Genomic DNA, 15,508 nt, shown 5'->3' on the forward strand with positions numbered 1-15,508 from the left:
CCATGTCACTCTTAATTGCCCCATCTATTTTAGCGGCGGATTTTGCCAACCTTCAGAAAGAGGTAGAAATGTTAAATTCTTCTCAGGCTGATTTTATCCACGTGGATATTATGGATGGTGTATTTGTCCCTAATATTTCTTTTGGTATCCCAGTGATGGAAGCAATTCATCGACATGCCAAGAAACCATTAGACGTGCATTTAATGATTGTCGAGCCTGATCGGTATTTGGAGGCATTTAGAAATGCTGGAGCTCAGATCATCTCAGTTCATTTTGAGGCTTGTAACCACCTACACCGAACTATTCAAGGAATTAAGTCCTTGGGTGCTAAAGCAGGAGTTGCCATCAATCCTCATACGCCAATTGACTTTTTAAAAGAGGTAATTCAGGATATTGACGTGGTTTGTATGATGTCTGTCAATCCTGGATTTGGAGGGCAAAAATTCATAGAAAATACCTATGACAAAGTAGCGAGATTAAAAGAGTTGATTCTATCAAAAGGAGCAAGTACAAAAATAGAAATAGACGGAGGAGTGAATTTGGGGAATGCCCCGAAACTTTTAATGGCTGGAGCGGATATTTTAGTAGCAGGCAGCTTTGTCTTTAATTCGCCTGATCCTGTCGCAACTATCTCTGAATTGAAGTCTATCCGGATGGTATAGGACTATTGGCGACCGTTCATCCAAAAATACCTTAATAAACCCTAAAAGTCTTGATTTTTTGGAATATGGTTTATTTATTGAACATATTACGAAAACTAAAATCAGAGAAGATTATGAAAAAAGTATTGTTGTTTGGAGCGTTTTTCGCATGTATGGGAATGACCGGATTTGCGCAGGAAGCAGCGGAAGAAGTTACGGATGAGGAGCTTACAAAGTTTGCCAATGTGGAAGTCATGACATCTGAGTACGTGGACTCAAAAACTGAAGAGTTGAGAGCTATGATTTTGGAGAATGAGATTTTCCAAGGTGGTGCTAGATATAATGAAATCAAAGCGGCTTGGGGAGATGAGGCAAAAATGGCAGAAGCAGAAATCACTGAAGAAGAAAAAGCAGCTTATCAAGCGGTTCAGGATTTCCAAAACTCACTTCAAGATGTAGTAAAAGAATATAAGACAGACTTGATCATGAATGATTCTATCTTAGGAGCATCTACTTATAATAAAGTAAATGGTGCACAAAAATCTGATCCTGCTGTTAAAGAAAAACTTGATGCAATTATTGCTGAGCTTAAAGCCAAAAACGAAGGAGAAGAAGAAGATGGTGGCGAAGGTACTAGCAACTAATTCAAAATAATCCTACCTATTAAGCCTTCCTTGTGGAGGCTTTTTTTTTATCTTCACACCAAGACAGCCGATTATTCGTTAGTTTTCTATGATGATGAAAAAACCACTACTATCACTTCTTTTAATTTGTTTTGCACTAGTTGCTTTTGCTCAGGATGAGGATGTGTTTGGTATTTCTACCAAAGCCAAAAATCCTAAAAGTGAGAGTGCAGTGGGCAATATCACCAGAAATGTTTTAGAAATGTTCAGTTTGGAGCTTTCTACCGGAACTGCTTACAGCCAGTTTTCTACCTCTTTTTACACTCCAAATACAGCCCTTTATCCTAATTTTTCCCAGTACCAGAACTTTGATAATCCATTGGATATTTCCGAAGAAAATCCTCTGGAAATGAAAAGCAATGACTGGGTATTTCCAGTGTTTAATGCTGGTTTAAGAATCAATTTATTTAATCTTCTGACTATTGGAGGAGGCTATGGGCAGGAATGGGGAGACATGTCTGCAATGAAAGGCGGTGATTTTGAATTCCAATTTGAAGGAGCCTCTTATCAGGCAAGCAAACTTTATGGAACCGTGGGATTGGTACTCTACGATGCGAAAAGAAGACAGGCTTTTTTAAGATGGAAATACAGAAAATATGCTTCGGCTAATTTTTACATGCAATCCGAGCTGACCCAGAGATCAAAACAAGTATATCCTTGGCGTTTTATTTTGGAAGGAGAATTCGGTCAATTAAAAATGAAAAATTTTGTTGATGGAAGTCTGACTGCAAATGGAGCCATGTACGAACCAAAATTGGCAGTGGGAGACAAGCCATATATGGGTATTGCTTTACGGATTGAAAGGGACTTTTCTGAATACACCAAAATGTTTATCAAAGGCGGAGCAGAGTTTAGGGATTTCACTTATTCTGCATCTGATTTTTCTGAAGTTCAGGATCTTAAGCAAACACTATATGGAATGCAAGTAGGTTTTGCTGTTCGCTTCCCTGGAACCAAAAGATGCAAAATTGCAGGTTGTGGCGTAGTGATGAAACACATGCATAATGGAATTGAGTATCGAGGCAGTGGGATTTTCAATTATCAGAACAGAAAAGTAGGTCAATGGTATTAAGTTTTTAAAGACTTTTTTTGACTTCATATTCTCTTTTCAAAACCATTGGGTTTTTACTATCTTGCAGGCTAATAATCGACCCTACAAAAGCATTATATGGCTCAAGGAGAAAACGAGAACATCATACCCATTAACATTGAAGAGGAAATGCGCGGAGCCTACATCGATTATTCGATGTCGGTTATTGTTTCCAGGGCACTTCCAGACGTCCGTGACGGAATGAAGCCAGTTCATAGAAGGATCCTTTACGGGATGCAAGAACTAGGCGTACTACACAACAAACCCTATAAGAAATCTGCAAGAATCGTAGGTGAGGTACTCGGTAAATATCACCCACATGGTGATTCAGCTGTTTACGACACAATGGTTCGTATGGCACAGCCTTGGTCTCTTCGCTATCCTTTGGTGGATGGGCAGGGTAACTTCGGTTCGATAGATGGAGATAATCCAGCTGCGATGCGTTATACTGAGGCACGTCTCAAGCGTATTGCTGAAGAATTGCTGATTGATATCAATAAGGAAACAGTAGATTTTCAGTTCAACTTTGACGACTCCTTAAAGGAGCCAGTTGTGCTACCAGCTAAAGTTCCTGCACTTTTATTAAATGGAGCTTCTGGTATCGCAGTAGGTATGGCTACCAATATGGCACCTCACAATCTTGGGGAGGTCATCAATGGAATCATTGCCTATATAGATAACAGAGAGATTACAGTTTCTGAATTGATGGAGCATATCATTGCTCCGGATTTCCCAACTGGTGGTATTATCTATGGTTACAATGGTGTAAAGGCTGCTTTCGAAACAGGACGAGGAAGAATCGTCATGCGAGGAAAAGCCAATGTGGAGACCAAAGATGGAGGAAACAAAGAGATGATCGTCATCACTGAGATTCCTTACATGGTCAACAAAGCCAATATGGTTGAGAAGACCGCGCAGCTGATTAATGAGAAAAAAATAGACGGAATTTCTGCTATTCGTGATGAATCGGATAGATCAGGGATGCGTATCGTATACGAATTAAAGAGGGATGCCATTCCTTCAGTAGTACTTAATAACCTTTATAAGCATACTCAGCTTCAGACTTCTTTCTCAGTGAATAATGTTGCCCTTGTCAAAGGAAGACCTTATACACTCAACTTAAAGGATCTGATTGTTCATTATGTGGACCACAGACATGAAGTGGTTGTCCGCAGGACTGAATATGAACTGAGAGAAGCTGAAAAAAGAGCACATATCCTTCAAGGATATTTGATTGCTTTGGATCATTTGGATGAGGTGATCGCTTTGATCAGAAACTCAGCAGATCCAGAAACAGCTAGAAATGGTTTGATCGAAAGATTTGAACTAAGCGAAATTCAGGCAAGAGCTATTCTCGATATGAGATTACAGCGATTGACAGGAATGGAGCGAGATAAAATCATCCAGGAATACAAGGAAATCATGGCTTTGATCGAAGAGCTGAAAGAAATTCTTGCCAACGAGGAGAAGAGAATGGAAATCATCAAGACGGAACTCACAGAAATGAAAGACCGTTATTCTGATGATAGACGTACTGAAATCGAGCACAATGCTGAAGATTTCTCATACGAAGACATGATTCCTAATGAGGAAGTAGTTATTACAGTTTCTCATCAAGGATATGTAAAGCGTACTGCGCTTACAGAATATAGAACGCAAGGTAGAGGAGGAGTCGGTTCCAGAGGTGTAAGTACCAAGGAAGATGACTTTACAGAATACCTGTTCACTGCCTCTACTCACAATTACTTATTGATCTTCACCGATAAAGGAAAATTATTCTGGTTGAAGACTTATGCGATTCCTGAAGGCTCTAAAACTTCTAAAGGAAGACCAATCCAAAACCTGATTAACATAGAATCAGATGATAAAATCCGATCTATCATTCAGGTGGATGATCTTAATGATCAGGATTACATTAACAACCATTTCTTGGTAATGGTAACAAAGCAGGGGATTATCAAAAAGACTACACTTGAGCAGTACAGTAGACCAAGAACCAATGGCATCATTGCCTTGAACATCAGAGAAGATGATCAATTGGTAAAAGTGGATATGACGAATGGTGATCAGCATATCGTAATAGCTGCAAAATCTGGTAGAGCAATTCACTTCCCTGAAACAGCTGTAAGGCCTATGGGTAGAACTGCTACTGGTGTTAAGGCAATTACATTGACTGGTTCGGAAGACTTTGTAATTGGCATGGTTTGTGCCTCTGAAGAAACTGCAACTCTTCTGGTAGTTTCCGAAAACGGATATGGAAAACGTTCCAATCTGGATGAATACAGAATTACTAACAGAGGTGGAAAAGGAGTGAAAGCAATGAACGTAACGGATAAAACCGGAGCTTTAGTTGCGATCAAGCAAGTGACTGATTCTGATGACTTAATGATCATTAATAAGTCGGGAATAATCATCCGGATTTCAATGGATACACTTAGAATTATGGGTAGAGCTACCCAAGGTGTTCGATTGATTAAAGTCGGCGAAAATGATCAGATTTCATCAGTTGAAAAAATCACTGTAGAAGAGGAGGAAGAGATTGACACCCTTGAATCTCCTGAATCTGATTCTACAGAAACAACAAACGAAGCTCCTGATACCGCAGGGGATGAGCCAAATGAATAACCAAACAAAAAAGTAAAAACGAATTAATAATGAAGAAGCTAATTCTATCAATGGCCTTGATCGGTGCAACAACCCTGGCCTTTGGACAAAAAAAAGTAGTTAGGTCCGCAGAAAAAAACTTCAAATCAGGTGATCTTCAAACAGCATTATCTGAGGTAGAAGCTGCATCTGCCGACCCAGAGACAGGATCTGATCCTGCCACCTATCTATTGAAGGCACAAATCGAAACCAAAATGTTTGGTAGCGATTCTTCTAATACCATGCAGACTTATGAAATAGGAAAAGCTGCCCTAGCTACCTATATGAAAACCTTCGAAATGGCTGGATCTGATAAAAGTTCTGGCGTTGGAGAAGAAGTTTGGGAGGAAGATATTACTGGTGTGCCAGATAACTTGAGACCTTATTCTATCAACACTTTGAAAAATACTTCATTTGACAAAGCGATTGAGAGATTCAATGAAGAGGACGAAGAAATGGCATACTATTTCTTTGACCTAGCAGGTGAAATCGATCCAAAAGACACTACCATTCATTACAATGCTGGGTATATTGCTAATAACCTAGAAAAGTATGATGAAGCTAAGAAGCACTTTAACATGCTTTTGGACGTGGAAGAATATGATAAATTGAATACATATTACTTCATGGTTCAAATCTTGAGTGGAGCTGAATCTAATCCAGAAGGAGCTTATGATATGGTAATGGCTGCTAGAGAAGAATATCCAGAAGACAAGATTCTTGCTGAATATGAAATCCAGTTGTTATTGCAATTGAATAAAATGGATGAAGCAATGGCTTCAATCAAAGAAGCATTGAAAAATGATCCTAACAACTCTGCAATTCTATTAAGATCTGGATATTTGAAAGAGAAATCTGGAGATATGGAAGGTGCATTAGCAGATTACAAAAAGTCTGTGGAAGTAGATCCTGATTTTTATGACGGAAACTTCTACACTGGTGCTTTGATGCTTGATAGAGCAAGAGAAGTATTGGCTGAACTCAACAGTCTTTCTGATGAAGAGTGGGAAAAGAGATCTGAGTCAATGGGCAAAGAAGCGGATGGATATTACAGAGATGCAATTCCTTACTTTACAAAAGCTTTGGAAATCAGACCTGATAACACTGACGTGATGGAAGTATTGTTCCAGGTTCATACAAGACTGAAAAACGAAGCTGAAGCTGAAAAATACAATAAGAAACTGATCGAGTTGATTGGTCCAAATTGGATTGAAGGCGGAAATTAATTCCGATAGAATATGAAAGCCAACCTTAAGGGTTGGCTTTTTTTATGCCCATTCCTCATCAAGAATACTTCCACTTTGGAAAAATTGAAATATCTCTCCATTTCATACTTTCAAACTCCTTTTAAAAGGGTTCTTTTTTTATTCCTCTTATCTTTGTGATTCATTTGTGAGTTTTTGCGATGCCAGTACCATTCAAAGCAGTTACCCTTGCTGTTTTTAGTTTAGTGATTTCTTTCCAGGCAATTGGACAGTCCAAGTTTCAAAAATCATTGGCTATTACCTATGAGAATGGACCTTTATTGGGTAATGGAAAAGACTGGGCAGATCAAATCAGGCAAACTGAGAGATACAATGGGATTGATGTACGTTTTGAATGGAGAAAGGTCGAGAACACTTTTTATAATTACCTCTATCGATATCCAAGCATGGGTTTTGGATTCAGTTCCTTGGCTCATTATTCAGAGCAATTAGGAAGACCCATGGGGGTTTATGGCTTTGTAGAAATGCCTTTTTCTCGAAAAGGAATTCACCAAAAGTTTTACCTGAGTTATTTTGGTCAAATTGGATTGGGTTTTCATGTGAAGCCTTACGATCCGGAAGCTAATCCTTTAAACTTATTCGTTGGATCCAATTTAAACAGCTACATCCATTTAGGATTTAAAGCTAATTATCAATTGACAGATCGAGTGAGTTTATTAGGTACAATTGGATTGAAGCATTTTTCTAATGGCTCTACCAAAAAGCCGAATGCAGGAATTAATTATGCGCCTATTGGTTTTGGCATCAAAACTAAACTCGGAAAGATAGAGCAATTGCCTTCAGAACGTGTCGCGTATCCGGATTTGGAGAAGAGAGGTTTTTGGAATTTAGCAGTCTATCTGGGAATGAAAAACTACGAAATCGGAGACCCGACTTATTTCCGAGGCGGTTTGGGAATCAATTATCTCTGGGAAGCTTCGTACAAATACAGAGTGGGGCTAGGAATAGACTGGTATTATGGTGCAGGAATCAAAGAGAGATGGCCAGATCAAAAGACAGATTTCTTTGATGCTAATTCATTTGCTTTGGTTGGATCTTGGGAATGGAAAATCAACAAGCATTTGTATGCACCGGTTGCCTTTGGAGTTTATTTCAATCAATCGGAATTCAATCAGGAAGTTTCTTGGTTTTATGAGCGAGTAGGAGTGCGCTATCGATTTGATAATAATATTTTTGCGGGTCTGCAGATTAAGGCCCATAAAGCCAAAGCAGATATCTTTGAATTTACTTTTGGTTATACGATTCCCGGTAAAATCAAATATATCCGGTCCAAAAACCAGTAAGTTTCCCCATTAATCACAAAATATTTTTATTTGAAGCAGGCTTATTTTAGCTTGTCATGATTATTAATGCCCATTTATGACCAAATCAAACTTATTCAAAGGTTTAACCTTTTTATTCGCTCTTTTTGCATGGTATTGCGGCAATGCCCAATCCGTTCCATCATCAGAAATCTATCATAAGCTTCAGGAATTAAAAGAAACCAGGAGAGTACTTTATGTGGCAGCTCATCCCGATGATGAAAACACTAGATTGATAGCTTATTTGGCCAATGGTGAAAACCTGCAGGTTGCCTACTTGAGTTTGACCAGAGGGGATGGAGGACAAAACCTGATAGGAAAAGAGCTAAGTGAAAAATTAGGCCAAATCCGTACTCAGGAATTGCTTCAAGCTAGAAAAACAGATGGGGGAAGACAGTTTTTCACCAGAGCCATTGATTTTGGTTATACCAAAACACCAGATGAAACCTTCCAAAACTGGGATCGGAAAACCATTCTTTCAGATGTGGTTTGGGTAATAAGAAATTTTCAGCCTGATATCATCATTACAAGATTCAATACTGTTCCTGGAGGTGGAAATCATGGCCAACATACTACTTCAGCAATTTTGGCCGGAGAGGCTTTGGAAGTAGCGGCAGACCCAAGAGCCTTTCCTGAGCAATTGAAATATGTAAAGCCTTGGAAGGCTAAGCGTGTGTTCTGGAATACTTATAATTTCAGAGGTGAATTCACCAAAGAACCTGGGCAACAATACTTCGAATTTCCAACAGGTGATTATAATCCCTTAATCGGTGAAAGCTACAGTCAGATTGCTGCTGATAGCCGTACCATGCATAAATCGCAAGGTTTTGGGAGCACAGCTTCTACCGGTTCCGCTACTGACCATATACAGTTAGTGGCCGGTGAACCAGCTAAGAATTCCGCTTTTGATGGAGTGAAAAATAGATGGGAGGGAATTCCTGGAGGAGAGGAAATAGAGGCTTTAATAGAAGGGCTTCTGGAGTCATTTGATTTCAAATCACCTGTAAACAACCTTGATGAACTTCTTGAAATCAAGTCTAAATTGACTGCACTCAATTCAAACGAAATCTGGGTAAAAGAAAAAATAACCTTAGTGGATGAAATGATTTTATCCTCCTTAGGAGTAACTGCAGAATGGAATGTCAATCAGGAATTGGGATATCCAGGACAAAAAATTGCTACAAGAATAGAATTGACCAACCCAACAAACGACCAACTTCAAATCAAATCATTTAAGGCAGTTGGGGCGAATAAATCGGAGAATAAAAGCTTGGAAACAAATGAGAGTCTGGTTATACCTCATGAATTTGTGATTCCAGCCGATGCTCCTCTTTCACAACCTTACTGGCTCAAAGATCCTACCGATGGAGCGGTTTATCACGTAAGCAATCAGCTATTAATCGGAAAGCCATTTGAAAATGATCAGCTAAAGGCAAATCTTGAATTAAACTACGCTGGTCAGGATATTTCGATGGAACTTCCATTGATGTATAAATTCAATAGCCCAGTCGACGGGGAGGTTCAACAACCTTTTACGATTGTTCCTCAGGTGGACATTGCGCTTTCCAAGGAAAACGTCTTTCTCTTAGAAGGAGCTGATCAAAGCCTTGATGTAACTGTAACTTTTGCAGATAAAATCTTGCCTGGAAAAATCGAATTTGAAAATCTCAGCACTGATCAGTTTAAATTGACTTCAATAATTGAAAATCCTGAACAGCATCAGAAAATTTTTAAAGTGACTTTCAATCTTCCAGATGCAAATGTGAAGAAAACAGTCAAAGCCAAATTTGTGGTTGACTCTCAGGTTTTTGATCAGACTACCAATAGGATTTTATATTCTCATATTCCCAATCTGACTTATTTCAGTCCGGCTTCTGTCAATTTAATTAAAGAAGATTGGAAGATCTCTTCTGGAGCCAAAATCGGATATATTCCTGGAGCTGGGGATGAAGTTCCTGAAGTATTGGCTTCATTAGGATATGAAGTTTCAGAAATTACTGCAAGTGATTATTCAATCGAAAATCTAGCTCAATACAAAGCAATCGTAGTGGGGATCAGAGCTTATAACACCAATGGGGATTTAGTAGAAAACCAGCAAAACCTTTTGGATTATGTCAATTCCGGTGGGAATATGATTGTTCAATACAATACCACTGCTGGACTTAAAACACAAAATATGGGGCCTTATCCTTTCCAAATAAGTAGGGATAGAGTAACGGTTGAAAACTCTCCTTACAAAGTGGATTGGTCACATCCGGTGATATCTTCTCCTAATCAATTGGATGATGCGGATTTTGAGGGTTGGGTTCAGGAAAGAGGTCTTTATTTTGTTACAAACGTTTCTCAGGAATATAGCGCACCTCTTCAGTTTCAAGATCCTGATGAACCTTTCCTAGATGGTTCTTTGATCTATACCAACTATGGAAAGGGTCATTACGTTTACACAAGTATTTCTTTTTTCAGAGAGCTACCAGCAGGAGTACCAGGAGCAATCAAGTTATTCATCAATCTAATCGAACAGTAGTTTTGGAAGAAAAACCAATACGTTGGAAAAATCTGTATATCGGACTAATGGCTAGTTTAGTGATTATAATTATGCTGTTTTACTGGCTTCAAACGACGTTTGCATGAGCACGATAGACTGGATTGTATTATTTGGTACTCTGTTGACCATTGCTGCCTATGGAGTCTATAAGACCTATAAACAAAACAGCTTAGATTCCTATTTGAGAGGTAAAAACTCCATGAATTGGTGGACGATTGGTCTTTCCATCATGGCCACCCAAGCTTCTGCAATCACCTTTTTAAGCACTCCTGGTCAGGCTTACGAAGACGGGATGAGATTTATCCAGTTTTATTTTGGCTTGCCTTTGGCGATGATCATCATTTCTGTGAGTTTCATTCCTATTTATTACAAGCTGAAAGTTTATACAGCCTATGAATATTTGGAAAACAGGTTTGATCTGAAAACAAGAACATTGGCTTCCCTTTTATTTATTATTCAAAGGGGGTTGGGAGCTGGAATAACGATTTATGCACCAGCTATTATCCTTTCCACTTTATTAGGATGGAACTTGACCTGGACTAATATTCTGATAGGCACCTTGGTGATAGCCTATACGGTATCAGGAGGAACAGAAGCTGTTTCCATCACGCAAAAACAACAGATGGCTGTGATGATGGGAGGGATGATATTGGCAGGGATTATTGTTATCAATATGCTACCTATTTCATTTCAGGAAGCATTACACGTGGCTGGAAGTATGGACAAGCTGAATATGGTCAATTTTGAATTTGACTTAGCTGATCGTTACAATATCTGGTCAGGTATGACTGCGGCTGTTTTCCTCTTTCTCGGTTATTTTGGTACCGATCAAAGCCAAGTTCAACGCTACCTTTCTGGACAAACTCTTTCCCAAAGCCGAATGGGGCTAATAATGAATGGCTTTTTAAAAATCCCCATGCAGTTTGTGATTTTGTTTATCGGGGTAATGGTTTTCGTGTTTTATCAATTTTATCAGCCACCTGTTGTATTCAATCAGGTTCAGACAGAAAAGCTACGAACCAGCGAATATGCAGGTGATTTCGAAGCTTTAGAAGATAAATACAGTGAGAATTTCGAAGTAAGTAAAGCATCCTATTTGGAGTTGCTTTCGGCTATTGAGCAAAAAGATGAGACAACTGAAAGCAGAGTAAAGGAAAATCTCAAATCTCTGAAGATAGAACAAAACAAGATTCGGGATGAAGTAAAGGATCTAATCGTGACAAATGATCCAGTTGCTGAAACGAGGGACACCGATTATGTATTCATGCGCTTTGTGATGGACAATTTGCCAAAAGGAATTATCGGTTTATTGTTTGCAGTGATTTTCTCAGCTGCCATGTCATCCTCGGCATCTGAATTAAATTCTTTAGGCTCGACAAGCACAATAGATTTATATAAGCGATCTATCAAAAAAGATGGTTCAGATCGTCATTATTTACATTCTTCTAAGTTCTTTACTGCGTTCTGGGGAGTAGGGGCAATTCTTTTTGCCACTTATGCATCCTTGTTTGAAAACTTGATTCAAGCGGTAAATCTTTTGGGATCCTTATTTTATGGAACAATCCTTGGGATTTTTATAGTAGGTTTTTTCATGAAATGGATCAAAGGACAGGCTGTATTCTTAGGAGCTTTGGGTTCTCAGGCTTTGATATTCTTAATCCACTTTAGAAATGGAGAAGGACTATTCGGATTTGTCTGGGATATAGGATTTCTATGGTACAATGCCATAGGCTGTCTGGCAGTGATGCTCTTTGGTGCCATCTTTCAATTGTTTATCAAAAAGTAAAAAAGAAGGCCTCAATTTTTGAGGCCTTCTTTTTTTATTTCAGCGATTTAATCAATCGTTCATTTAATCCTACGTAATCGGGATTTTTAGCTTCTTCAGCCATTTCCATAGATTCTTTAGCCGAATCGATAGCTTCTGTTTTCATTCCCAAAGCAGCCTCGATTTTTGCCTTTAAGTGGTATGTCCAATATTTCGGATCAGACTCTACTGACTCCTGAATCCAAGAATAAGCTTGATTTAGATCTCTGCCAGTATTTAGATAATAATTTGAGGCTTCGTAAAGTAAACTTGGATCAGTTGTTTCTTTGTCCAAAACAAATTCCTTGATCTGAGCCATTACGATAGGATCTGCATCCATTGTGATGTGAAACTCAGCTCTCGTTTGTTCCCATTTCATAGTCAAATCAGCTCCGGTATCAGTCATGTTATTGAAGCTGATTTCAAAAGTTTCGTATTTACGGCTGGTTTTAGAAGGTGTTATTTCAAATCGCATTAGATCCTCCTCTGGATTGTATCCTATTGCTCCCCATAACTTGGTGTTTTTTGAAAGGATAACCGTCCAGGTATTCTTATTCGGGATGGTATACAGAGCATATTGTCCTTGGGGTACTGTTTTGCCATCAATGATCACATCAGTGGAAAAATTAATGACAGTAGCTCCATTGGCACCAGTTCTCCAAATAGATCCATAAGGAACCAATTCTCCGAAAATCTTTCTTCCTTTTGTGCTGGGTCTACTATAATCGACGGTCACATCAGTTAGCCCTATTTTTTGGGCAATTTTGGCAGAAGGGGAAGCTTGCGGCATTTGGATTTGCTGCGCAAAGCTCTGTATTCCAGATAGTAGGAATACAATAAGTACTAGTTTTAAAAAGGAAAGCGTTTTCATGTTATTAATATTGGATTATTGCAATTTAAATGATATTTAGACTCAGAATGTTTCCAAATTATCTGCAATTTGAAACATTTTCATGCATTTTTGTAATGTAATTAATCGGATTTTCGTTTTTAATCCGAAATCTTCTTTCTGGTAACCATCGAGGTTTCCAATTTTTCGAATCATATGAGTTTAGCAATAATAAGTCCAGGAAAGAACGCGCAACCTTGGATTGAGGTTTTAAAAAATCAAAATCCTGATTTGACGATTCAGGTATACCCTGAAATCAACGATCCAGAATCAGTTGAAGTCGTCATGCTATGGAATCATCCACAAGGCATTCTTTCAAATTACCCCAACTTAAAACTGATCAGTTCCATGGGAGCCGGTGTGGATCATATCCTGAGGGATGAAACGATACCAGAGGATATTCCTGTGGTCAGAATTGTAGATGAGAAACTGACTTTTTCCATGACAAATTATGTGATCATGGGAGTTCTGAATTTCCATCGACAGATTACCAGATATCAGGAAGATCAAAAGAAGAAGGTCTGGGATATGAGTAATCCAGAAATTGATGTCAAAATAGGAGTGATGGGAGTTGGAGCCTTAGGAGGAGATGTATTGGAAAAATTGGATTTCATGGGCTTTCCAGTGGCTGGATTTGGTTTCTCAGAAAAGAAAGATTTTCCTTATCCCTATTATTCTAAAGATAAATTATCCGAGTTTCTGGAAGCTGTAAATGTGATCGTTTGTCTTTTGCCATTGACGCCGGATACAGAGAACATTTTGGATCTAGAGCTGTTTTCTAAATGTAAGAAAGGAAGCTATTTGATTAATGTAGCCAGAGGGAAGCATTTGGTGGAAGAGGATTTATTGGAAGCCTTGGATAAGGGATTTCTTTCTGGGGCGTTGCTGGATGTTTATAGAACTGAACCATTGCCAAAGGATCATCCATTTTGGGATGAAAGCAGGATTCAGATTACGCCACATATTGCGAGTGTGACCAATCCCAAAGCGGCGGCTCCTCAAGTGGTTGATAATATCAGGAGGATTCAATCGAACCAGCCACTCCAAAATCTCGTAATCCGAGAAAGAGGCTACTAAAAATTTTTATTATGTCTAAAACTTTTACGATTCTTTGCCCCACAGATTTTTCAGAATGTTCCTTGAATGCGATTGAATACGCAGCGAAACTGGGAGAGCTTTTTAAGGCAGATTTATTTCTTTTTCATGTCTTGAATAAAACGGACTATGAAAAGCTTTCTCCATTGGATACTGAAGGGTATCATCAGGAAGAATTCATCAAAGAAAAACTGGTCAATCTTCAACAAGCTGTCTTAAAAGAGAGCTTGCCAAAGGGATTGAAAAGCTGTGAGATCTCTTTTAAGGATGGAAAAATAGTTTCCAGAACCTTGAAAGAAGCGAATAAAATCGGTGCAGATTTAATCGTCATGGGGACTGAAGGAACCAATGATCTTAGAGAGCATATAATTGGTTCTAGAACCAGTAAACTAGTTGAGGAATCTGAAAAAGATGTGTTTGTAGTTCCTCGTAAAGTCTATTTTAAGAAGCCAAGGAAAATTGTCTACGCTAGTGATTACTTGGAAGAAGACAAAATCGCTATTCAAAAAGTGGTTGAATTAGCCCGGTTTTTTGATTCAGAAATCGACATTGTTCACGTAAGCAGCACTCACAAAGCAATAGATAAATCATTGCATATGGAGATGGTCGATGAGCTGACTCCTTTTGTGAAATATGAAAAAGTGAATTATGTGCTGAAGTCTTACCGGGATGATTTGGCTCTTGGCCTTGAGAATTATCTCCAGACTTCCAAAGGAGATATCCTTGTCACATTGAGTAAGAAGAAATCCTTTTTCGATCAGATTTTCTCCAAAAATCTCTCAAAAAAAATGGCTTATTTTATCAATAAGCCACTTTGGGTAATCAAGTCTTTTTAGCTTTTACTTTTACCGAAGATTCCTTTTAGAAATTTTTTGAAATCGGATCTGGCTTTGGGATCAGAAAACAGAGAACCCAAGGTTTTGAAATAAAAACTAGCTGTCAATTTTTCCTTCTCATTTACCTGGTCTTCAGATTTCTCCTCTTTTAAATTTTCTGTAGGAGGAGCAGACTCAGGAGTTGAGGGTTTGTAGCCCACCAAGTCATCTGCTTGAGAAAAGCTTTTTTTAGAACGCTCTTTGTATCCAAGTTTTTCTTCTACCAGACCTTTGTTGTTATAAGCAACAGCATCTTCAGGATCCAATTCAATTGCTTTTTCATAATCTTCAATAGCACCATTTAAATCTCCAATACGATCTTTGAAATAAGCTCTGCTGCTATAGCGATAAGGATTTTTAGGATCCAAGTTTGCTGCTCGATCAAATTCAGCTAATGCCTCTTCGTTTCTTTTCAACAAATGAAGGACTACCGCCCGGTCTGAAATGTAATTGGTATTGTAAGGATCCAGTTCAATGATCAGGTCAAAATCCTGAATAGCTTCCTCAGTTTTTCCCAATCGGGAAAGAATCCTTCCTCTGTAAAGATGCAGCTCAGGATTTTTTTCTACTGTGGTAATCAGTTGGTTGAAAACCTGAAGTGCTTCTTCAAATTTTCCCGTTTTATATAATTCAATTCCTGCCTCGAAAGTCATTCTTCTATTTTTATCAATTAATAC

General features: G+C 38.6%; 12 protein-coding genes. 10 read left to right on the top strand and 2 right to left on the bottom strand.

Annotated features, from left to right (window positions below; genetic code table 11):
• Positions 1-2 precede the first annotated feature (2 nt).
• The 8 genes from rpe (at position 3) to J0A69_RS12075 (ending at position 11,954) form a co-directional block, all read left to right on the top strand.
• A complete protein-coding gene (gene rpe, locus J0A69_RS12040) occupies positions 3-662 on the top strand; it encodes a ribulose-phosphate 3-epimerase (RefSeq protein ID WP_206586801.1) in 660 nt (219 codons plus the stop codon).
• A 113-nt stretch (positions 663-775) separates the two neighbouring features.
• A complete protein-coding gene (locus J0A69_RS12045) occupies positions 776-1,285 on the top strand; it encodes a hypothetical protein (RefSeq protein ID WP_236032816.1) in 510 nt (169 codons plus the stop codon).
• Positions 1,286-1,379: 94 nt separating this feature from the next.
• Positions 1,380-2,396, top strand: coding sequence for a hypothetical protein (locus J0A69_RS12050; protein WP_236032818.1), 1,017 nt, complete (start codon positions 1,380-1,382; stop codon positions 2,394-2,396).
• Between the two features lie 96 nt (positions 2,397-2,492).
• Positions 2,493-5,039: a DNA gyrase subunit A gene (gyrA, locus tag J0A69_RS12055; protein WP_206586804.1), complete on the top strand. Its 2,547-nt coding sequence runs from the start codon at positions 2,493-2,495 to the stop codon at positions 5,037-5,039.
• Positions 5,040-5,068: 29 nt separating this feature from the next.
• A complete protein-coding gene (locus tag J0A69_RS12060; RefSeq protein ID WP_206586805.1) occupies positions 5,069-6,283 on the top strand; it encodes a tetratricopeptide repeat protein in 1,215 nt (404 codons plus the stop codon).
• A gap of 179 nt (positions 6,284-6,462) precedes the next feature.
• Positions 6,463-7,605, top strand: a complete 1,143-nt coding sequence (locus tag J0A69_RS12065; RefSeq protein ID WP_206586806.1) for an acyloxyacyl hydrolase — start codon at positions 6,463-6,465, stop codon at positions 7,603-7,605.
• 76 nt (positions 7,606-7,681) lie between these two features.
• Positions 7,682-10,147 carry a PIG-L family deacetylase gene (locus tag J0A69_RS12070; protein ID WP_206586807.1) on the top strand — a complete coding sequence of 822 codons (2,466 nt, stop codon included), beginning with the start codon at positions 7,682-7,684 and terminating at the stop codon, positions 10,145-10,147.
• A 103-nt stretch (positions 10,148-10,250) separates the two neighbouring features.
• Positions 10,251-11,954: a sodium:solute symporter gene (locus J0A69_RS12075; RefSeq protein ID WP_206586808.1), complete on the top strand. Its 1,704-nt coding sequence runs from the start codon at positions 10,251-10,253 to the stop codon at positions 11,952-11,954.
• 34 nt (positions 11,955-11,988) lie between these two features.
• On the opposite strand, the gene J0A69_RS12080 is transcribed toward J0A69_RS12075, so the two are convergent.
• Positions 11,989-12,843: a DUF2911 domain-containing protein gene (locus tag J0A69_RS12080; RefSeq protein WP_206586809.1), complete on the bottom strand. Its 855-nt coding sequence runs from the start codon at positions 12,841-12,843 to the stop codon at positions 11,989-11,991.
• A gap of 174 nt (positions 12,844-13,017) precedes the next feature.
• Here J0A69_RS12080 and J0A69_RS12085 point away from each other — a divergent pair, with 174 nt between their 5' ends.
• Both J0A69_RS12085 and J0A69_RS12090 read left to right on the top strand, forming a co-directional pair.
• Positions 13,018-13,938: a 2-hydroxyacid dehydrogenase gene (locus J0A69_RS12085; RefSeq protein ID WP_206586810.1), complete on the top strand. Its 921-nt coding sequence runs from the start codon at positions 13,018-13,020 to the stop codon at positions 13,936-13,938.
• An 11-nt stretch (positions 13,939-13,949) separates the two neighbouring features.
• Complete coding sequence (locus tag J0A69_RS12090; RefSeq protein ID WP_206586811.1) at positions 13,950-14,792, top strand: universal stress protein; 843 nt, start codon at positions 13,950-13,952, stop codon at positions 14,790-14,792.
• On the opposite strand, the gene J0A69_RS12095 is transcribed toward J0A69_RS12090, so the two are convergent.
• A complete protein-coding gene (locus J0A69_RS12095; RefSeq protein ID WP_206586812.1) occupies positions 14,789-15,484 on the bottom strand; it encodes a tetratricopeptide repeat protein in 696 nt (231 codons plus the stop codon). The genes J0A69_RS12090 and J0A69_RS12095 overlap by 4 nt on opposite strands.
• Positions 15,485-15,508 lie beyond the last annotated feature (24 nt).

The organism is Algoriphagus pacificus (genome assembly GCF_017254845.1).
Classification (GTDB): Bacteria; Bacteroidota; Bacteroidia; order Cytophagales; family Cyclobacteriaceae; genus Algoriphagus; species Algoriphagus pacificus.

Excerpts from the sequence above, each read along its gene's own strand:
- rpe (WP_206586801.1), top strand. The coding sequence starts at position 3 with ATGTCACTCTTAATTGCCCCATCTATTTTAGCGGCGGATTTTGCCAAC.
- J0A69_RS12045 (WP_236032816.1), top strand. The coding sequence starts at position 776 with ATGAAAAAAGTATTGTTGTTTGGAGCGTTTTTCGCATGTATGGGAATG.
- J0A69_RS12050 (WP_236032818.1), top strand. The coding sequence starts at position 1,380 with ATGAAAAAACCACTACTATCACTTCTTTTAATTTGTTTTGCACTAGTT.
- gyrA (WP_206586804.1), top strand. The coding sequence starts at position 2,493 with ATGGCTCAAGGAGAAAACGAGAACATCATACCCATTAACATTGAAGAG.
- J0A69_RS12060 (WP_206586805.1), top strand. The coding sequence starts at position 5,069 with ATGAAGAAGCTAATTCTATCAATGGCCTTGATCGGTGCAACAACCCTG.
- J0A69_RS12065 (WP_206586806.1), top strand. The coding sequence starts at position 6,463 with ATGCCAGTACCATTCAAAGCAGTTACCCTTGCTGTTTTTAGTTTAGTG.
- J0A69_RS12070 (WP_206586807.1), top strand. The coding sequence starts at position 7,682 with ATGACCAAATCAAACTTATTCAAAGGTTTAACCTTTTTATTCGCTCTT.
- J0A69_RS12075 (WP_206586808.1), top strand. The coding sequence starts at position 10,251 with ATGAGCACGATAGACTGGATTGTATTATTTGGTACTCTGTTGACCATT.
- J0A69_RS12080 (WP_206586809.1), bottom strand. The coding sequence starts at position 12,843 with ATGAAAACGCTTTCCTTTTTAAAACTAGTACTTATTGTATTCCTACTA.
- J0A69_RS12085 (WP_206586810.1), top strand. The coding sequence starts at position 13,018 with ATGAGTTTAGCAATAATAAGTCCAGGAAAGAACGCGCAACCTTGGATT.
- J0A69_RS12090 (WP_206586811.1), top strand. The coding sequence starts at position 13,950 with ATGTCTAAAACTTTTACGATTCTTTGCCCCACAGATTTTTCAGAATGT.
- J0A69_RS12095 (WP_206586812.1), bottom strand. The coding sequence starts at position 15,484 with ATGACTTTCGAGGCAGGAATTGAATTATATAAAACGGGAAAATTTGAA.